General features: G+C 42.5%; 11 protein-coding genes. 9 read left to right on the top strand and 2 right to left on the bottom strand.

Annotation, left to right across the window (positions count from 1 at the left end; all coding sequences use genetic code 11):
* Nucleotides 1-2 precede the first annotated feature (2 nt).
* Nucleotides 3-3,875, bottom strand: coding sequence for an Ig-like domain-containing protein (locus KTO63_RS00905; RefSeq protein ID WP_217789232.1), 3,873 nt, complete (start codon nt 3,873-3,875; stop codon nt 3-5).
* 1,383 nt (nt 3,876-5,258) lie between these two features.
* Between KTO63_RS00905 and KTO63_RS00900 the strand changes: the two genes are divergently transcribed.
* From KTO63_RS00900 to KTO63_RS00880, 5 genes are all read left to right on the top strand, one after another.
* Nucleotides 5,259-6,773: a malate:quinone oxidoreductase gene (locus KTO63_RS00900; protein WP_217789231.1), complete on the top strand. Its 1,515-nt coding sequence runs from the start codon at nt 5,259-5,261 to the stop codon at nt 6,771-6,773.
* A gap of 339 nt (nt 6,774-7,112) precedes the next feature.
* Nucleotides 7,113-8,525, top strand: coding sequence for a glucuronate isomerase (gene uxaC, locus KTO63_RS00895; RefSeq protein ID WP_217789230.1), 1,413 nt, complete (start codon nt 7,113-7,115; stop codon nt 8,523-8,525).
* Nucleotides 8,526-8,643: 118 nt separating this feature from the next.
* Nucleotides 8,644-9,414: an SDR family oxidoreductase gene (locus KTO63_RS00890; RefSeq protein WP_217789229.1), complete on the top strand. Its 771-nt coding sequence runs from the start codon at nt 8,644-8,646 to the stop codon at nt 9,412-9,414.
* Nucleotides 9,415-9,648: 234 nt separating this feature from the next.
* Nucleotides 9,649-11,013 carry an MFS transporter gene (locus KTO63_RS00885; protein ID WP_217789228.1) on the top strand — a complete coding sequence of 455 codons (1,365 nt, stop codon included), beginning with the start codon at nt 9,649-9,651 and terminating at the stop codon, nt 11,011-11,013.
* Nucleotides 11,014-11,105: 92 nt separating this feature from the next.
* Nucleotides 11,106-11,441: a YciI family protein gene (locus KTO63_RS00880; RefSeq protein ID WP_217789227.1), complete on the top strand. Its 336-nt coding sequence runs from the start codon at nt 11,106-11,108 to the stop codon at nt 11,439-11,441.
* Nucleotides 11,442-11,592: 151 nt separating this feature from the next.
* On the opposite strand, the gene KTO63_RS00875 is transcribed toward KTO63_RS00880, so the two are convergent.
* Nucleotides 11,593-13,035, bottom strand: coding sequence for an arginine deiminase family protein (locus KTO63_RS00875; RefSeq protein WP_232372976.1), 1,443 nt, complete (start codon nt 13,033-13,035; stop codon nt 11,593-11,595).
* Nucleotides 13,036-13,450: 415 nt separating this feature from the next.
* Between KTO63_RS00875 and KTO63_RS00870 the strand changes: the two genes are divergently transcribed.
* From KTO63_RS00870 to KTO63_RS00855, 4 genes are all read left to right on the top strand, one after another.
* On the top strand, nt 13,451-15,892 hold the full coding sequence (locus KTO63_RS00870) for a glutaminase family protein (RefSeq protein WP_217789226.1): 2,442 nt from the start codon (nt 13,451-13,453) through the stop codon (nt 15,890-15,892).
* Nucleotides 15,893-16,449: 557 nt separating this feature from the next.
* Entirely contained in the window at nt 16,450-17,040 is a 591-nt protein-coding gene (locus KTO63_RS00865) for an RNA polymerase sigma factor (protein WP_217789225.1), read from the top strand.
* A gap of 237 nt (nt 17,041-17,277) precedes the next feature.
* Complete coding sequence (locus KTO63_RS00860) at nt 17,278-18,225, top strand: FecR family protein (RefSeq protein ID WP_217789224.1); 948 nt, start codon at nt 17,278-17,280, stop codon at nt 18,223-18,225.
* Nucleotides 18,226-18,320: 95 nt separating this feature from the next.
* Nucleotides 18,321-21,722: a SusC/RagA family TonB-linked outer membrane protein gene (locus tag KTO63_RS00855; RefSeq protein WP_217789223.1), complete on the top strand. Its 3,402-nt coding sequence runs from the start codon at nt 18,321-18,323 to the stop codon at nt 21,720-21,722.
* The last annotated feature ends 1 nt before the right edge of the window (nt 21,723 follow it).

Raw genomic sequence — 21,723 nt, 5'->3', positions numbered from 1 at the left:
TATTACCTCGCCAGCGTTACCATTCCTTTTCTTTGTATCACTTTGCCATTCTTATCAATTCCCTCAGCGAACCACAGGTAGGTTTCCACTGGTTGCGGCGTGCCTTTCAATGTTCCGTCCCAACCGGTATTAGCATCTTTTGTAGAGAATATCAAGTTGCCCCATCTGTTGTAGATGCTGAATGTTTTTAATTCCGGAACACCTATTAAAATTGGTTTCAAAATGTCATTGATACCGTCATTGTTTGGTGTAAATACTTTTGCAACAATAATGTCAATCGAAAGCGACATAAAGTGAATCTTCGCAGGGCTGCCATTTGTAATGGCGTTGCCATTCACTGCTGCGGTGATTGAAACTTCATTTGGTGTACCGCTGGTAAGTGTAATGATTGCATCACCGTTTGCATCTGTTACAATAGGCATTGGTGTTGTAATAATTGCCGTACCGGAAGGCATATCGAAATCAACCTGCGCGTTGGCAACAGGATTGCCCGCCATGTCAACCAGGTGAACTTTCACGATGTTGGTAGCGATATTGTCTGCCATTGCATTGTCTTGCACCACCGTGATCGCTGTCAGCGGATTGGTGAAATCAATAGCCGGTCTGAAGGTGATTTTTACACCACCGGTAACCGGTGAACCATCTACAGTTGCAGAAATATTTATCTCGCCCGGATCGTTGCTTGTAATACCTGCAGTTGCGTCGCCATTTGCGTCTGTCACCACAGTAATGGTACCGATCACAACGCCGTTGCCATCTTTTTTAGTAAACACTACCGTTGCACCTGCAACAGGGTTTCCGTTGGCATCAACAGCATGCACTCTAACAGAGTCTGCGTCAACACCATCAGCAAACGCATTGTCTTTTACAACAGTGAGTTTTGTATCCGGATTGGTTACCACAACAGTGCCCGATTTAAAGCTTGCTTTTGCAGGACTTCCGTTGATGATATCTGTACCATTTACCTTGGCCGTTACATTGGTAATGCCTGATGCCGTACTGGTTAATGAAATTGTAGCATCCCCGTTTGCATCAGTGGTAAGGGTAGTGGTTCCAACAAAAACTGCACTGCCGGATTTTGCGAAGTCAACCGTTGCGCCTGCAACTGGATTACCATTTGCGTCTGTAACATGAACCGTTACTTTGTCCACGTCGGTTCCGTCTGCCAATGCATCATTTTTTGTAACAGTTATTTTAGTTGTAGGGGTATTTACAGAAGGCACGTCAGATACAAATTTCACTGTTGCCGGATTGCCATTTGTAATTGCCACTCCGTTAACCGTTGCTGTGATTGTATTTGAACCCACAACGGTGCTTGTCATTGAAACAATAGCGTCGCCGTTTGCATCTGTAGTCACCGTATTGGAACCGCTGAATGTTGCGCTCCCGCTAGTTGAAGTAAATACAACAGTTGCTCCCTGAACAGGATTACCATTGGCATCTACCACATGAACTTTTATTTTGTCTGCATCCGTTCCGTTTGCTTTTGCATTGTCCTGTACAACAGTCATTGCTGTTGCCGGATTTGTAACAGAAGGAACATCCGCTTTAAACACAGCTTTCGCCGGGCTGCCGTTTGTGATGGCAGAGCCGTTAACTGTAGCCGTGATATCATTAGAACCTGCAGCTGTGCTTGTCATGCTCACTACAGCATCACCATTGGCATCTGTAATTACTGTAACTGAAGTTGTGAAAGTGCCGCTGCCACTGGCTTTGGTGAATACAACCGTTGCGCCTGCAACAGGATTTCCGTTAGCATCAGTGATGTGTGCAGTTATTTTGTCAACGTCTACGCCATCTGCCGCAGCGTTATTTTTTGTAACAGTTAATTTGGTGGTTGGGACGTTTGTTTTAGGAACATCGGCAACAAACACCGCCTTCGCAGGGCTTCCGTTAGTTATCACTGTTCCGTTTACTGTAGCCGTAATATCGTTAGAACCTGCAACAGTGCTTGTCATTGTAATAAAGGCATCACCGTTTGCATCTGTTGTAACAGTTGTTGCACTTGTAAATGTGCCGCTTCCGTTTGCTTGTGTAAATACTACTGTTGCGCCCGCTACTTTATTGCCATTCGCATCCACTACATGCACCTTAATTTGATCTGTAGCTGTGCCGTTAGCGGTAGCATTGTTTTGAGTAACAGATATATTGGTAGCAGGATTTGTTACAGAAGGAACGTCCGCTACAAAGGTTGCTTTGGCAGGACTTCCGTTTACCACTGGCGTTCCGCCGATAGTGGCAGTAATAGAGTTAACGCCTGCAACAGTGCTTGTCATTGTAATGAATGCATCGCCGTTTGCATCAGTTGTTACTGTTACAGAACCTATGAAAGTACCGCTGCCCGCTGTTTTTGCAAATGTTACCGAAGTATTGGCAACCGGGTTTCCGTTTGCATCCACAACGTGAACTTTGATTTGATCGGTTGCAGAACCATCTGCTTTTGCATTATCCGTAACAACACTTATTGCCGTTGCAGGATTGGCGGATGAAGGCGGACCTGCAACAAATTTTGCAATCGCAGGACTTCCATTAATAATTGCAGTGCCGTTTACAGTTGCCGTAATATTGTTATCCCCGGCAACGGTGCTGGTCATTTTGATGGTAGCATTTCCGCTTGCGTCGGTCACAACTGTTGTAGTGCCAACAAACACGCCGCTACCTGTTGTTTGAGTAAATACTACTGTTGCCCCGGGTACACTATTACCATTTTTATCAACTATGTGTGCAACAATTACGTCTGGTGTTGTTCCATCCGCTGTTACATTATTGGTGGTTACAGATATTTTTGTCTGGGGATTATTTACTGAAGGCACGTCAGCATAAAAGACTATAACTGCAGGACTTCCGTTAATAATAGGAATGCCATTTACAGTAGCGGTAATACTGGAGTAGCCAGCAACGAGACTTGTTAAGTTTACCGTAGCAACTCCAAGGCTATTGGTAGTTACCGTTGCAGAAGTCGAAAATGTTGCACTACCGGCTATAATAGTGAATGTTATGGTAGCGCCAACTACGGGGTTGCCATTTGCGTCTACCACCAATGCAGTAACCTGATCTATATCTGTGCCATCTGCTATGTGTCCTGATTTAGAAACCCATAATTGGGTTTTAGGCTGCGTTACGTCCGGAGGACCCGCCACAAAGTGAACCGTCGCTGGACTTCCGTTAACTACAGTAGCTCCGTTTACTTTGGCTGTGACGATAACACTTCCTGCGGTGGTGCTGCTCAATGGCAGAATTGCATCACCATTTGCATCTGTTTTTACAACGTAACTAACGCCGGAACCTCCGACGTTTACATTAAAACTTACATCCTGGTTGGTGACAGGATTTCCATTCGCATCTACCACATGTACTTTTACAATGTTCTTGGAAGAGCCATCGGCGGGTTGATTATCTGTTACAACGGTTATGGTTGTACCGGCATTTGCCACACTGGGCGAACCGGCTATAAAGTCAACAACACTAGGATCTCCGCTCGTTAGCGGCGAACCGTTTACAAGCGCAGAAACAGTAACCATGCCCGCAACTGTGCTTGATAGAGAAATTTGCGCATCACCGCTTGCGTTAGTAGTAACGGTTGTTGCGCCTATAAAAGAGGCTGTTCCGCTTGTTATTGTAAATACAACACTTTGTCCTGCGAGAGGATTGTTTGATGCATCAACTACATTGACTTTTACAATATTTTTATCAAGATTATCAGCTGTGGCATGAGTCTTGATAATAGATAATGTAGAAGTCACCGGCGCATCTCCTGCGTAAGTAAAGAGACCAGAAAATAATAATAAGGTAGTGAAGGCTAAACAAAGTAAGCCCTTGGATTTTTTTAAACAGTATTGCACGCAGGATCTTGGATTCATGTTATGCGTAAACATAGTATAGGATTTAATAACAAGCTATTTGCCGGTCAATAAATACCTGTTCAGATACATAATATCTGCTATAGCGGGAGCTGAAGTTTCCACCACATTTTATTAGAATGCTTGCGTCTCTTTCACCGTTCAAAACAACTTTTTGCTTGCTATAGTTAGCAGGCCTTATTGCTGATCAACTACACCTCACGTAGATGTATAATTGCTTTACAGTGATAGCACAATATGGTTTGATGAATAGGTAGCTGTTTCGTAAAACCAGCTGTGGGCGGGCGTTTTAGTCGATGTGACATACGGGTAAGGGATTTAGTAATTTGATTCATGGTTTTGGATTTTGTGTTGAATTTCTTCAATTCACAGGGTAATATTAATAAAAATATTTTAATACAATAACTTTTTTTGAGTTTCTACGCGGTAAGTCTTCGTAAAATACCCAAACCAGCGATTCATTTTTTCTAAGCCTTCCTTTCTATTTCGTCTAAGTGTTTTCTTTTATCTGCTTAAATAGTTCATCGTACAAAACAACCTGGCAAAAATGAATTGTTAATCTGTCCGATCTTGTATTTTTACCTTACAACGCAAAATCAGAACTTTTATTTCTTGTTCCTGATCAATAATTTTTCGTTTGTATAGATGATTTTTTACCCGCGGTGATCTTTTACTTTCAACAGATTACAAATCGAGAAAATAATTTCATTAAAAATTAGATCGGAAAAATGCGATTGACCATCACAGTAATTTCAAAAAAATCAGAGTAACGCAAATCAATTCCCCGCCTCACTAAAATTCAGATTCTTTCCAGAATGTAAAAACACGACGCTGTATCGCATATACGTTTATGTTAGTAAAAGCAACAAGTTGTTTTACGATAGCGTGTTTGCATATTTACGGTTCTGATCATTAATGCATGTCGTACATGTGGTTTGACATTTCAATTTGATGAAGTGTTGCATTGCATTGTTTAATGACCCCCGAATATTTACCACTAAGACACTAAGTCCACTAAGCCGCACTAAGGAGATCTCTTAGTGAAACTTAGTGGACTTAGTGACCTAGTGGTGAAAAAATCTAGCAACAGGTTGAAAGTAGCTAAGACAAGGAACGCCATGTGCATTTACGCAATCGTTCCCGGAGTCTTCCATCAATAATTCGATGATTCAATAATTCAATGATTCAGTTTCTCTTCGCCGCAAAACACCTGTAAATATCTGCCCGTTAAACTTTGAATTTCACCTGTTTCATAAATGGTTTTCATTTCTATATGTATAAATAAAAGGTGTTTGAGTATTTCCGAATGTGAATTTTACTGTTATCGTAAGAAATTAATTAAAAAAAATATCCAGATTAAATGATTTTGATAGAATTTTGCGGCCTGAAAGGAAACCAATGGGTAAAGACAAATACTTACAGGAAGCAGATGTGGTTTTAATTGGGGCAGGTATAATGAGTGCAACACTTGGAACTTTGCTTAAAGAATTACAGCCAAATTTAACGATCGAAATTTTTGAACGCCTGGATGTGGCCGCTGCAGAAAGCTCCGACGCATGGAACAATGCCGGTACAGGTCACTCCGCCTTCTGCGAATTAAATTATACTCCGGAAAAAGAAGACGGTTCTGTTGAAATTTCAAAAGCTGTTAAGATCGCAGAATCCTTTGAAGTGTCAAAAGAGTTTTGGGCCTACCTTGTTCAGCATAATATTGTAAAGCATCCTAATACATTTATCAGAAGCATTCCTCACATGAGTTTTGTGTGGGGCGAAAAAAATGTTTCTTATTTGAAAACGCGTTACGAAGCGTTAACGAAGAATCATTTGTTTGAAGGAATGCAATATTCTGAAAACAATAATGAAATTAGAAAATGGGTTCCGCTAATTATGGATGGCCGTAACGAAGGCGACCAGGTAGCGGCAACGCGTATGGATATTGGTACAGACGTGAATTTTGGCGCTTTGACCAAAAGCATGTTTGATTACCTGAAACAGCAGCCTGGTGTACATTTTCATCTTAACCATGATGTGAAAGACCTGGAAAGAACGAAAGATGGCAAAAGATGGGACATCACTGTGAAGAACATGACAACGAAACGCAAAAGGGATATCAAAGCAAAATTTGTGTTCATCGGCGCGGGTGGAGGCTCCCTGCCATTGCTGGAAAAATCTGACATACCGGAAGGAAAAGGCTTCGGCGGTTTCCCGGTAAGCGGCCAGTGGTTGAAATGTACCAATCCTGACATTATTGAAAAACACAACGAAAAAGTTTACGGAAAGGCTTCGGTTGGTGCGCCTCCTATGTCTGTTCCGCATCTTGATACAAGAATGATCGATGGGAAAAAAGCGTTGCTCTTTGGGCCATACGCAGGTTTTTCTACGAAGTTTCTGAAGAATGGTTCTTACCTCGACCTGCCATTATCTATTAAAGTAAATAATATCCGCCCGATGCTCGCTGCGGGTTTCCACAATATGCCACTCACAAAATATTTGATAGAGCAGGTTCGTCAATCTCCCGAAGACAGACTGGACGCATTAAAAGAATATTTTCCGGAAGCAAAAATGGAAGATTGGGAACTTGAAATTGCGGGTCAGCGTGTACAGGTGATAAAAAAAGATCCAAAAGAAGGTGGTGTGTTGGAATTTGGAACAGAAGTAGTAAGTGCGGCCGACGGAAGCATCGCGGCCTTGTTGGGAGCATCTCCGGGAGCGTCTACTGCGGTTTCCATCATGCTCAGTTTGATCGAACGTTGCTTCAAGAATGAAGTAGCCGGTGACTGGAGTGTAAAATTGAGAGAAATGATTCCGTCTTATGGAATTCCTTTAAGTAAAAACAAGGAACTTGCCTTGCAAACACGTGAAAGAACCAGTGAGTTGCTTGGTTTGAAGCAAGCCCAACCGGTATTGGCGTAGGGGCGAATCGCATTCGCCCTGTTATTCATAAAGCGAATTCGCCCTCGCATTCACGAATTGAATTCGCCCAACAAACTTAAAATTGGTTCGACCAATCGATAACATGAGAAGCTGCTTTGCAAAGACATTCTTTGCAAAGCAGCTTTCTTTTTTGATGCATGCAACAACAGAACTATTGTTTCGGAATTAATTTTGATCAAAGACTCATGTAATAAACAATATATTGTGTAAACTCGCAGAATGCTAAGTGCTGAACGCTAAATGCCCAACGCGGAACGCAGAATGTTGCACCATGCGTTGGGCGTTAGGCCTTAAGCGTTAAGCCCAAAAAAAAGCTTTATGAAAAAGTTTCTCGACGAAAATTTTCTGCTACATACGGCAACTGCTCAGCGGCTATATCACGAATACGCGAAGCAAATGCCCATCATCGACTATCATAATCATTTGCCTCAGCAACAGATCGCTGAAAACAAAACCTTTGAAAATATAACACAGGCCTGGTTGTACGGCGACCATTACAAATGGAGAGCCTTGCGTGCAAATGGTGTGGATGAGCATTATTGCACAGGTGGTGCAAGCGACTGGGAAAAGTTTGAACAATGGGCGGCAACAGTTCCTTACACCATGCGCAACCCTTTGTATCACTGGACCCATTTGGAACTGCAGCGCTATTTTGACGTGCACGATGTTTTAAAACCGGAAACAGCAAAAAGCATTTATAATATTTGTTCGGAGAAATTACAAACACCAGATTACTCGGTTCGCGGGTTATTGAAAAAAGCAAACGTGCAATTGGTTTGTACCACAGACGATCCGGTAGATGATTTGTTCTTTCACAAACAACTAAGAGATGAAAATGGTGCAGTGGAAGTGAGGCCCGCCTTCAGACCGGATGTTGCGATGAATATTGACAATCCTGCTGCATTTAATAATTACATGGGCAGGTTGGAAAAAGCAGCAGACGTTTCCATTTCATCTTATGAGGATTATCTCAACGCGTTGAAAAAGCGCCACGATTTTTTTGCTGCAAATGGTTGTACAGTTTCAGATCATGGTCTTGAACATTTGTTTGCAGATGATTACACAGAAGCAGAGATCAAAAATATTTTTACAAAAGTTCGCGGTGGCAAAAAGGCGGATGCTGAAGAAATCAGAAAATTCAAATCTGCCATGCTGGTGACTTTTGCAGAGTGGGATTGGGAAAAGGGTTGGGTGCAGCAATATCACGTTGGCGCATTGCGCAACAACAACACGAGAAGGCTGCGCGACCTGGGTGCAGATACGGGCTGGGACTCAATCGGCGATTTCCCGCAGGGGCGCACGTTGTCTAAATTTCTCGATACGCTTGACAACAAGAATAAGCTGGCGAAAACAATTCTATATAATTTAAATCCTGCCGACAATGAATTGTTTGCGACAATGATCGGAAACTTCAACGACGGCACCGTCGCAGGAAAAGTGCAGTGGGGTTCAGGTTGGTGGTTCCTCGATCAGAAAGATGGCATGACAAAACAATTGAACACCTTGTCAAACATGGGACTGCTCAGCCGTTTTGTAGGGATGCTTACTGATTCGAGAAGTTTTCTTTCGTTTCCGAGACATGAGTATTTTCGGAGAATTCTTTGTAATCTTTTGGGTGATGAAATTGAAAATGGCGAATTGCCAAACGATATTGCATGGATAGGAAAGATGGTACAGGATATTTGCTACAATAATACGAAGGAGTATTTTGGGTGGAGTCACCTGGGGTAATGCATAACGCTCAACGCCTAACGCTTAACGCAGCGTTTAGTGCGAAGTGTATAACTATCAGCAATCAGCGTTAAGCGTTAGGCGTTTAACGTTTAGCATAAAAAATAAAATAACTAACATGAGCATTATACAGAAATTTAGCCTCGAAGGAAAAACCGCACTGGTAACAGGTTTTAACAAAGGAATTGGTAAAGGCATGGCGCTTGGACTGGCAGAAGCCGGTGCCGATATTATTGGTGTTGCCAGCAGCAAAACAGAACCAGGCAGCGATGTTGAAAAAGAGATAACTGCTCTGGGAAGAAAGTATAAAGCATATCAGGCGGATCTTTCAGACAGAACTCAAGTGTATGCTTTCATCAAGCAGGCGCTTGCGGAGAACCCACAAATTGATATTCTTGTAAACAATGCAGGCATCATTATGCGCAAACCATTCGCAGAACATCCTGATGAATATTGGGACAAAGTGATGGCCGTAAATCTTGATGCACCGTTCATCCTTTCGCGTGAGATAGGTAATCATATGTTGCAAAGAGGAAGTGGTAAAATCATTTTCACTTGCTCATTATTAAGCTTCCAGGGAGGTATCAATGTGCCAGGATATGCAGCCAGCAAAAGCGGTATCGCAGCATTGGTTCGCGGTATGTCGAATGAGTGGGCTTCAAAAGGCATCAACGTAAATGGTATTGCGCCTGGTTATATTTCAACAGATAATACAGAAGCGTTAAGAAATGATCCTGACAGAAGCAAATCCATACTGGACCGCATTCCTGCGGGCCGCTGGGGTGAAGCGGAAGATTTCAAAGGCGCCGTTGTTTTCCTTGCATCAGATGCTGCGAAATATGTACACGGAACTATCCTTACTGTGGATGGCGGATGGATGGGGAGATAATTTGAAAATGTGATGATTTGAAAATTTGAAAATTTGAAAATGATGTTTGGTTGGCGGGAAGGCCCGCCCGGAATAAATCCGGCTCGGACGGGCTTCGACAAACTCAGCCTGACAACACGATTGGAGTGTCAGGCTGAGCTTGTCGAAGCCTTATGACACAGAAACGATGACCGCCAAACGTTTCCCACTATTAACACTAATTTGGAAATGTATTTTAGAAACTAATACTTACGAATGAATCAACAAACGATTGGAAAGTATCGCTGGACGATATGTTCACTGCTTTTTTTTGCCACTACAGTTAACTATCTCGACCGACAGGTTTTAAGTCTTTTACAGCCAACACTAGCAGAGCAGTTTGGCTGGAGCAATACGGATTACGCCAACATTGCTTCCGTCTTTCAGTTTGTGTATGCGATATCAATGTTGTTTGCAGGTCGCATCATCGACAAGCTCGGCACCAAATGGGGATATGCATGGGCATTGATCATTTGGTCAATAGGCGCGATCATGCATGCTGAAGCAATCAGAATAGGCCACGCCACTTCAAGCCTGTTTACATTAATTGGCCTGGGAGCGGTTCCTGTTTCTATTGCAGGATTCATGGTATCCCGCGCTGTATTGGGTTTTGGCGAAGCCGGAAACTTTCCTGCTGCCATCAAAGCCACAGCGGAATATTTTCCTAAAAAAGAACGATCACTCGCAACCGGTATTTTCAACTCCGGATCAAACGTTGGTGCAATCCTCGCGCCACTTACTGTTCCATGGATCGCAACAAACTGGGGATGGGAAACGGCCTTCATCATTATTGGAGCCATTGGTTTCCTGTGGCTTCTCTTCTGGTTTGCTTTTTATGAAAGACCCGAAAAACAAAAACGTCTCACCGCTGAAGAGTTGGAATACATCAATAGCGATAAAGTTGTAGAAACCGTTCCGCAGGAAAATGTAAAACAGAAAATTTCCTGGTTCAAACTGCTTGGCTACAATCAAACCTGGGCCTTTGCTGTCGGTAAGTTTTTAACAGACGGTGTTTGGTGGTTCTTCCTTTTCTGGTTGCCAGCATATTTAAAGGCGCAGTATGGGATGACGAAAACGGAAATTGCTTTGCCGTTGTTTGTGTTGTACAGCATGACAATGATAGGAAGCATTGCCGGTGGCTGGTTCCCTATGTACTTCATCAAAAAAGGCTACGAGGCATATGACGGCCGCATGAAAGCAATGTTCATCATTGCATTGTTTCCGTTAGTGGTGCTGATGGCACAAACATTGGGAGAAATAAGTTATTGGATGCCCATTTTATTAATTGGCGTTGGAGCGTCTGCGCACCAGGCGTGGTCTGCAAATATTTTTACAACAGTATCAGACATGTTCCCTAAAAAGGCAGTTGGTTCTGTAACGGGTATCGGCGGTATGGCCGGTGGATTGGGTGGTGTACTGGTAACAAAAGTTGGCGGTGCATTATTCGATCATTACGAAAAACTGGGTCACATACAAACAGGCTACACCATCATGTTCTCATTCTGCGCCATAGCATATTTGCTTGCATGGTTCATCATGAAAGCGCTGGTGCCGAAGTATAAACCGATTACCGATTTGTAATTAGTTGAGAGTTGAGAATGGAGAGTTGAGAGTTGGTTGCTAATAACTCTCAACTCTCCATTCTCAACTCTCAACTAACAAAATATTTTATCATGCAAAACTTCCTTATTCTTTTTCGTGAACCAGATGGCAGATTGGAAGATCATTCTGCGGAAGAAATAGCAGTTCATCAAAGCAACTGGAAAACGTGGTTAACAACGTGGGGAGAACGACTTAACGGCGGAAATTCATTAACCTTAAATGGCAAAATGATCAAAGGCAGAGATGCGGTTGTTGTAAATGACATTCATAAGGTTGGAACAGAAATAGTCGGTGGCTTTCTTCTATTAAAAGCAGAAAACCTGGATGAGGCCGTTGAAATTACTCAATCATGCCCCATATTTGAATTTGATGGATATGCAGAAGTGAGAGAGTTAAGGAATAGTTGAGAGTTGAGAGTTGAGAGTTGAGAGTTGAGAGTTGAGAGTTGAGAGTTGAGAGTTGAGAGTTGAGAAAAGTGCAGTCGCTGAAGATACAGCATTTAAACTCAAACACCGAATTTTCAACTATAAAGAACTCTCAACTCTCCACTCTCCATTCTCAACTCTCAACTTCCTCCCTCAGCAGCGGCATACTCATACAATGAAAGCCGCCGCGGGCGCGGGATAGCTCAGCAGATGGCATGAGGATCAAAGTGTCTTTTAGTTTAGCGGGAGAGATCTCGTCGTTCTCAAATTTCTCGATCAGTTCTTTTGCGTGGATGATGTTGAAGCCCTCTTCCTTAAATGCTTCCACGGTTTTATCATTTCTATCGTAGCCCAACACAACCCCTTCTTTTAGTGCCAGCAGGTTACAAGAGTCCGTCCACTGTTCACGCGTATCAAAAGGAAATTGATTGTTACCCGAGTAAACGAATTTTACTTTTTCCTCGCACTTCAAATCATTTTCACTGATATCAATTAAAAGATCTTCCAGGTTGCTAAAGAATTTCGGATTCTCGATATCCTTCTTTTTAAACTGTATGATCTTTAAGCTATCCTCTTTTTTATGACCCTCCAGGATGCGTTGAACTGCGTCTGCATCTTCCATCTTAATAGCCTTGCGTGAAAAGCTGCCGAGCATCACCCACATGTTTCTTTTCACCTGCGTAAACACCGTGTCAATGTGCATGTAATCTCTCTTCTTCGGAATTTTTACAATGCTTACTTTCTTCACAATATTCTTTTCAAACAGGATATTCGTTACGCGGTGCGCCGCTTCCATGCTAGTGCGCTCGCTTACACCGATGAGTACGTGATCTTTTGAAACCACCATTACATCACCACCTTCAAGCGTTACTTTTTTCTCATCGCCTTTTGGCAAAAGAAAGTGGTGCGTGGTGTCTGGTATTTCAATCACTTTATCATGATAATCTTTAAAATAAGGATGATAAAAGAAAATGTATTTTGCAAGAAGAGACTCTCTCGTCCTCGCTTTCTTCGCGGGTTTGTTTAGCAACACGTGATCGTTAATGATGATGCCGATATCCCTTGTAAAAATAAAGTTAGGAATAGGAGGGAAGATCATATGGTCCTCATTAAGACTTCCGGTAATAAAAACTTTCGCAAGTTGTGGGCCGGAAAACTTTGTCAGCTCCATTTCTGTGGCATGCGGACAATTTTCAATTGCACAAACAGAAGCGATCAGCTTTAATTTAATATCATGTTCTTCCAGTATTTCTCCCAATAGCCATTGCAGCTCAATTACCTTATCTGACTTAAAAAAGGATTCATGGTCTGGTTTATAAAAATCCCGTTTGGTATTATCAATCGTGTGCAGATTGCCTTTTATTTTGCCGGGATCAAGAAAGTATAAAAGAATTTTGGTGTAGTAATCGTACTCTTTTCTGCGAATGGTATCAAGGTGAACGATGTCTTCAAAAAGCCAGTCCTGCGCCTTGCTGGGAACCACTTTTCCCAGGCCGCTATCCGGACTATGAACGAGTAATCTTTTCAATGTGCCGATTTCTGATGAAACCATCAATGCGTTTGTGTTTGTTGCCATAAAATTTATTAAATGGAAAATATCAGGGAAGTTCTGCGTACGAAAAATCGCCGGACGCTAAGCCGGTGCTACATTTCGGGAAGGAATCCAAAATGATGTTCGTAATAAATGTTTTGTATTTGCAGAACATTAAGCATAAGAGGTGATAAATTTATGGATTTTATTACAGGAAAAAAAATGGCAGCGATCGGGACTTGAATCTACGGTGACGTTTATTAAAGCGAAATCAGTTTTAAGAAAATAAAAACGAATGCTGTCTAGTACCCAAACGAAATTTTTAGATATAGTCTGTGGAAACCCGTGCTTATTTTGATAAATTACAGTATTAAAAAAGTTGGGTAATTGTCTTTAAGCACTTTGTAAAGTACCTTAAAACATCCTTTTGATTATAAAACATAAAAAGATCGCTTACATTATGAAGAGATTACTTCTTGCAGCAAGTGTATTAGGATTCGGTGTGCAATCGATAGCGCAGCTTCACAAGGCGCCCGCTTATCCTTTGATTACGCATGATACTTACTTCAGCGTTTGGTCATTTACGGATCAATTAAATGCATCAACCACAAAACACTGGACAGGTGCGGATCAGTCTCTTGTGGGTTTGGTAAAAGTGGATAACAAGATCTACCGCTTCATGGGCATGGATGAAAAGAGCTATAAAACCATTTTGCCTGCATCGGATGAAAAAAACTACTCAATCCAGTATACAGAAACAAACCCCGGCGGCGATTGGATGAACGCTGCATTCAACGATAAAGCATGGCAAACAGGCAATGCGCCTTTCAGCGACAACACAGATGCAAAAGGCGCTACCACGTGGAAGAGCAAAGACCTTTGGGTAAGAAGATCTTTCAATGTTTCAAATCTGCCCACAGGAAAAGTTTACCTTAAATTAAACCATGATGATAATGTAGAGGTGTACCTGAATGGTAAGAAAATATATACCAAAGAAGGTTGGGTTCACAAATTCATTTACATTCCTATTGATTTATCTGCATTTAAATCAGGCAACAACGTATTGGCTATACATTGCGCAAACACCGCTGGTGGCGCGTATCTGGACGCAGGCATCGTAATGGAACAAACAACAGAAGGCTCTACACTTTTGGATGCGAAGCAACTGGATGTTAACATAAGTGCTACGCAAACTGCATACAGTTTTATGTGTGGTGCCGTTAAGCTGGATGTTACATTCACCAGTCCGCTGTTGATGAACAACCTTAAAATGCTGGCACGTCCAGTTTCTTACATTACTGCAAAAGTAGCTTCAGCAGATGGGAAACAACATGATGTAAATGTGTATCTGGGCACATCTTCCGACCTCGCAGTAAATGAAGCAACCCAGCAGGTAACGGCAAATGCCTACTCAACAGGCGATTTGTCAATATTAAAAGCAGGAACCGTTGCACAACCAATACTGCAAAAGAAAGGTGATGACGTTCGCATCGATTGGGGTTACTTATATGTAGCTGCGCCAAAAAGTTCTAAGGCAACGCAGTTTATAGCAACGCCGCAAGACGCATTGGCCGCCTTTAAAAGAGGCACGACTGCAAAAACATCTGCGGACAAACATTTGACATTGGCAACAGTTGTTCCTTTTGGTAAAGTAGGAAGCGATGCAGCAGAGCAATTCATAATGCTCGGGTATGATGACATCAATCCCGTTCAATATTTTGGTAAAAATTTATTGCCATGGTGGAAAGAAAATGGCGGCAACATTGAGTCTGAGCTTGCTGATGCATTGAACTCATACAAATCAGTGATCGCATCATGCAACACGTTTGATAATGAACTGTACAACAATGCAGTTAAATCCGGCGGAGAAGATTACGCACAACTTTGCGTGTTGGCATACAGACAAAGCATCTCTGCACACAAACTGGTGAAGAGTCCTCAGGGTGATCTTCTTTTCTTATCGAAAGAAAATTTCAGCAATGGGTCTATCAACACCGTAGATATTACTTATCCTTCAGCACCATTGTATCTTTATTACAATCCCGATCTGCTGAAAGGAATGATGACCGGTATTTTCTATTACAGTGAAAGCGGCAAATGGACGAAACCCTTTGCTGCACACGATTTGGGAACATATCCTTTGGCAAACGGACAAACTTACGGTGAAGACATGCCAGTAGAAGAGTCCGGCAACATGATCATTTGTGCTGCGGCTATAGCGAAGGCAGAAGGCAATGCAGAGTATGCACGCAAACACTGGAAAACATTGTCAGTTTGGGCCGGTTACCTGCAAAAAGCAGGCTTCGATCCTGCAAACCAATTGTGTACAGACGACTTCGCCGGACACCTTGCACGCAACGCAAACCTATCTGTGAAAGCAATCGTGGCATTGGGCGCTTACGCAAAATTGGCTGATCAATTGGGTGAAAAAGAAACAGCAGAAGCCTACAGAAAATCCGCAAGCGAAATGGCTGCAAAATGGGCCACCATGGCGGCAGACGGCGACCACTATGCATTGACATTTGACGGGAAAAATACATGGAGCCAGAAATACAATCTTGTTTGGGACAAACTGCTTGGGCTTAATTTGTTCTCTAAAGATGTGTATGCCAAAGAAGTGAAATATTATCTTACCAAGCAAAACGTATATGGATTGCCGTTAGATAGCAGGAAGTCTTACACAAAGTCTGACTGGATCATGTGGACAGCAACACTCGCCGACAACCAAAATGATTTCCAGGCATTTGTAAAGCCTCTTTTGAAATACGCTGAGGAGACGCCTACAAGAGTTCCATTGAGCGACTGGCACGAAACCACCAATGGAAAGCAGGTTGGTTTCCAGGCGAGGAGCGTGGTAGGTGGATATTATATTAAGATGCTGGAGGACAAGTGGAAGAATTAGGAATTAGGAATTAGAAATTAGGAACGATGAATCGGGCATCCCGTAGAGACGCGATATATCGCGTCTCCTGCAACACCCGAATAGCAGTCGCCAACATAACAACAGAATAAAAACCAGAGTGGCCCCTTGCGGGCCATTCTTTTTTATTTCACGCAAAGGCGCAAAGAAGAAAACAAAGGACACAAAGGATTTCATGCAAAGGATCTTTCCTCTTTTTTTCGAACTTGTAGTTAAACAATTTCCCTTACTGCGGGAGACTCCAACTTTCGGAGACTCTTTGCGTCGCTTTTTCGCCGCGTTCGCTGCGTGAAATATGTCAGCATCTTTGCCATAAATCAATTTCCCTTTGCGCCTTTGCGTGAAACATTGGTGTGGCTCCCGAAGGGGCGCTTTGTGAAACCGCTGATTATCAATATGGTAAATCGTTTAACATTTTATTGTAAATAATATTATTTTTGCGGCTGCCAAATACTGCCATACAGCTTAAAACCATTGTTGCCGATTTGGAGATTGCGAAGAATTTCATTTAAAATTGACTCAGATTTTGCGCTTTTAATATGCATGATACTCAACTCAACGATGCTGAACTACTGCGTGCCATCCGGGATGATGATACTTCTGCATTCAAGGTTTTGTATGACAGGTATTGGGAAAACCTTTATCTGAAAGCTTGCCAGCGGGTAGATAAAGATGAAGCAAAAGACTTGGTACAGGAAGTAATGACTACGTTATGGCGCAGAAGGAAGGATATTTTTACTTATGAAGATGGGGAAATTGGCAGATATCTCTTTACGGCCGTAAAATACCGCGTGATCAGTCATTATGCATATACAAAAGCTGAAGTAAAAAACAGCAACCTGTTTGAAGTGCTTAGTGGCAATGTTTTCACCAACACGCTGGAAGTAAAGGAATTAAGTGAGTTTATTGAAAGTGAAATAAACCGCCTGCCTGCGAGGATGCAGCAAATTTTTAGAATGAGTCGCCAGGACGATCTGTCCATTGCGGATATTGCCAGCAAGCTTAACCTCTCCGAACAAACGGTAAAAAACCAACTAACTGAAGCTTTAAAAAGATTGAGAATGTCCATCAAATCGAGCAACGATTGGGCATTTATCGTTTTCATTCTCTTCTGCTATTCATCGAATTAATTTGAAAATTTGAGGATTTGAAAATTTGAAAATTCTTTGTGTGCGTGGCACATTATTAGTTTTCAAACATTTCGCTGTATGGGAAAGCTTTTGCCCCATTGGAAAGACGCACAGCTTCATTTCCAAATTTTCAAATCCTCAAATTTTCAAATTGCACCTCCCTCTCCCGAAAAAATATTTTGAAATACCCTAGTACCAAAGAACTATTTCCGAGATACTAGATAAAACAGATCCAAATTGGAAGTAAAGAACATTAGAAAGCTATTGAAGGAATACTTGCTTGGCAATGCCACTGATGAACAGATCAAAACGGTGGACAACTGGTACCAATCATTTGAAAATGAACTGCCGGTTAAATTGTCAGATCAGGAGGCCGCGGCGACCAAGCAAGAAATATGGGAGAAAATAGCACCATCCATTACCGTAGAAAGAAAAATATGGACAATGCCACGCTACATGAAAGTGGCTGCAATGCTGGCTGTTGTTGCAGGAGCGGGTCTTACTTATTTTCTATTGACTAAGAAAGAAACAGCACCCTCTCAAATTGCTTACACTACCATAAGCACCAATAACGGCGAAAGAAAAACGATCACCATAAAAGACGGGTCAGTATTAACGCTGAACGCCGGTACCACCATTCGCATACAGGATGATTTTTCCAAACAAAGAAATATAGACATCGTAGATGGTGAGGTATACTTCGATGTGCAGAAAGATGCGGAGAGACCTTTCACCATTACTAGTGGCAGTTTGACTACAACCGTATTGGGAACTGCTTTTAATATCAATGCATATAAAGGCATCAACAAAATTGACATTGGCGTAGTGAGCGGAAAGATAAGCGTGGCGAGAGATGCGACGACTTTGAGCGTGTTGGAAAAATCGCAGGGACTTGAATACAATAAAGAAACAAAAGCCTTCAAACCTGTTGCTGTTGATCAGAACATGCTGGCATGGAAAGAGGGTCGTGTAATATTAAATGACATCTCGTTTGATGAAATGGCATTGTTGATGAAAAAGAATTTTGGCGTTGACATTGCTACCTCAGACAAAAGCATAAAGGCTACCAAATACACAACTGAACTCTTCACAAAGATGACGCCGGACGATGCAGCGGAAGTGCTCGCCGCTATTCACGGATTGAAGATCAGGAAACAGAACAATCAAATTTTCCTCTACAAATAAAACAAACCAAACGGCGGAGGTCGAATACCGCCGATAAGAGTGCCTTCAGCTGGGGTGCTGCTTATCACTAACAAATAAAGCTTAACAAAACACGTATGAAAAAAATGCTAGCCATGAAGAAAACAAAGCTTAGGCGAATGGGCGCCGCGCTGTTGTTTTTACTAACGACTGCTACCGTTTTCGTACCGGTGTATGCCGGGGAGAGCCAGCTTCTTAAACAAACCAATGTAACTGCAAAGTTTAAAGGGGGCTCTTTGGAAATGGCCATCAAGGAACTTCAAAAAGTAACGCAGATCCCTTTTGCGTACGACAGACAACTTCTCAATTCTTACCAGATCGGTAGTTTCTACTTCTCAAAAGAAAAACTGGAGAAAGTATTACAAACACTTTTGCAAGACAAATTATTGAACTATGCAGAAGTGAACAAGATCATTGTGATCAGCAAAAAAGCTACGCAAGTATCCATTCAACACGTTAGTGAAGTGCAAAAAGACATTACTGTGGGTGGTGTTATTACAGATGAAAATGGAAAGCCTATTTCCGGTGTAACTGTTACTGTAAACGGCACGCAAACAATGACATCTACCAATGCCAGAGGTGAGTACAAAATATTGGTGCCTTCAGAAGACGCCGTGCTTGTATTCAGCTACATCGGTTATGGTACCGAGCAGATCATGGTATCAAAACAAACAATTATCAATCTTCAAATGAAACCTGGCATAGGTAAAGAATTGGAAGAGGTAGCTGTTGTGGGCTTTGGTGGCAAACAGAAAAAAGTAAGTTTGGTGGGAGCACAGTCTACCATTAAGCCGGAAGAATTAAGACAACCTGTTGCCAACGTGTCTACCATGCTGGCGGGCCGCGTAGCCGGTGTTGTAGGTGTGCAACGCTCTGGCGAGCCGGGTAAAAGCAGCGCGGACATTTGGATCCGTGGTATTGCTACTGGTTTCGGTAACTCTTCTGCACCATTGATTTTGATCGATGGAGTAGAGCGGGATATCAACACCATTGATCCTGAAGACATAGAATCGTTCACTGTTTTGAAAGATGCCTCCGGTACAGCAGTGTATGGTGTGCGTGGTGCAAACGGTGTAATCTTCATAAAAACAAAAACAGGTAAAGTAGGTAAGGCACAAGTCATGTTTGACTACAGTGAAGGTGTAAACACTTTTACAAGAAAGCCTGAAATGCTGGATGGCGTTAACTATATGAACCTGGTGAACGAAGCGAAAACCACACGTGGCGAAACGGCTTCTTATTCACAAGAGGTGATCGATAAAACAAAATCGGGCCTCGATCCGATGGTTTATCCTAACGTAGACTGGATGGACGCTGTGTTTAACAAGTATGGCCACACCAGAAAAGCGAACCTGAATTTAAGCGGTGGTGTTGAAAATGCGCAATATTATGTGTCACTCGGATACTTTGGTGAGAACAGCTTCCTGAAAACCGATGACATGGCGCAATACAATACCAAGCTGCGTTATGACCGTTACAACGTAACCACTAAAATGAATTTGAATGTAACGAAAACAACAAAAGCGGAAATTGGCATGATGGGGTATTTCTCCACGAGAAACGCTCCTTTCGAAGATCCATCCACGATTTTTGCAAGTGCGATGGCGGTTTCTCCGGTGTTGTATCCTGTGATGTATCCCGGTGGATTGGTACCCGGTTACGCTTCAAACGGCGCGATGATCAACCCTTATGCGCAGTTGACAAGAAACGGTTACAGAACAGAAAATCAGAACCAGTTGTATTCTAACCTTCGGTTGACGCAGGATCTTAGAGCGATCACCCCGGGTTTGTCTGCCACTGCAATGGTTGCCTTCGACGCTTACAGTTCACTTGTTATCAAACGTAACAAAAGAGACGACACTTACTATATAGACAAAAATGCTCCTTACAAAGCAGATGGTACTTTGAATCTGCAAAGAACATGGACATCAAGCCAGCCTTACCTTGGCTTTGAGAAAAGCAATGGCGGTAACAGGCAAACATATGCTGAGGCAGCGATCAACTACAACAGGGGCTTTGGTCCACACCAGGTAAGTGCAATGGCGCTTGGCTATGCGAGCAGCAAGAACGATGCCTTTGCAAATGACATTACCAACTCCATCCCTACAAGATTAATGGGTTTTGCAGGTCGCGCAACATACTCTTATGACAACCGTTACTTCGTTGAATTCAACGGCGGTTACAACGGTTCAGAGTTGTTTGCACCTGAAAACCGTTACGGGTTCTTCCCCGCAGTGGGTCTGGGTTGGGTAATCTCCAACGAGAATTTCTTCAACGTAAATAAAGATGCGATCTCATTCCTGAAAGTTCGTTACTCATATGGAAAATCAGGTCTTGGCTTGATCACATCCGGTGCACGTCGTTTCGCATACCTTACTGAGGTGTCAGACGGTGCTACAGGTTACGATTACGGTAAAGACAATACAACAAACCCGGGCGGTATCGTAGTTACAGACTATGCAGTGCCTAACATGCAATGGGCAAACTCACTTAAACAGGATCTGGGTATCGAAACGCGTTTCATGAACGACAGACTGTCTTTGATCGTTGACTTCTTTACAGAGAAACGTACAGGCATCTTCATGCAGCGCCAGTCTTCTGCTATATTCAACGGTTTGCAAAGAGCCCTTTGGGGTAACCTTGGCGCCGTAGATAATAAAGGTCTTGATGCGACTTTGGAGTACAACACAAAGATCGGAGAGGTTGGTTTGAACCTGCGCGGAAACATCACTTACAGCACAAACAAAGTGATCGCGGACGATAGACCACAACAGCCTTATCCATGGCTGAGCCACATTGGCGACAATGTATTGGCGAGATATGGTTACCAGGCAGAAGGATTGTTTGTTGATCAGAAAGATATCCTTGATCACGCAGTACCGGGTGGTGACAAATCCAACATTTTACCTGGCGATATTAAATACAAGGACATGAACCACGATGGCATCATCGACGCAAATGACCTTGTGAAAATAGGCTGGGGCGATGTGCCAACATTGGTGTATGGTTTTGGTTTCAATACATCGTACAAAGGGTTTAACCTGGGCGTATTGTTCCAGGGTATCAACCATGCAGATAGAATGCTGCAAGGCAGAGCCATCATGCCTTTTGATGCATCCGACTTGTCAAACGCATATGCAAAAGCAATGGACAGATGGACAGTCGAAAATCCTGATCCTAATGCATTTTATCCACGTTTGGCGTATGGCGAAGACAAAAACTATAATAATACATTAGCGAGTTCACGGTGGGTGAAAGATGTGAGCTTCCTGCGTTTGAAAACAGTGCAGCTTGCCTACAACTTTGACAACGGATGGTTAAAAAGATACGGCATTAAGAATGCATCTGTTTATCTGCAAGGTATCAACCTGCTTACATTCTCATCATTCAAATTATGGGATCCTGAGTTGAACACAGATAACGGTATCAGTTATCCAAACGTTCGCACAACATCCCTGGGTCTAAACCTGAAATTTTAAA

The organism is Pinibacter aurantiacus (assembly GCF_019130065.1).
GTDB classification, from domain to species: Bacteria; Bacteroidota; Bacteroidia; order Chitinophagales; family Chitinophagaceae; genus Pinibacter; species Pinibacter aurantiacus.
The sequence above is the reverse complement of the archived record's forward strand: the minus strand, read 5'-3'. Positions and strand labels throughout refer to the sequence as shown.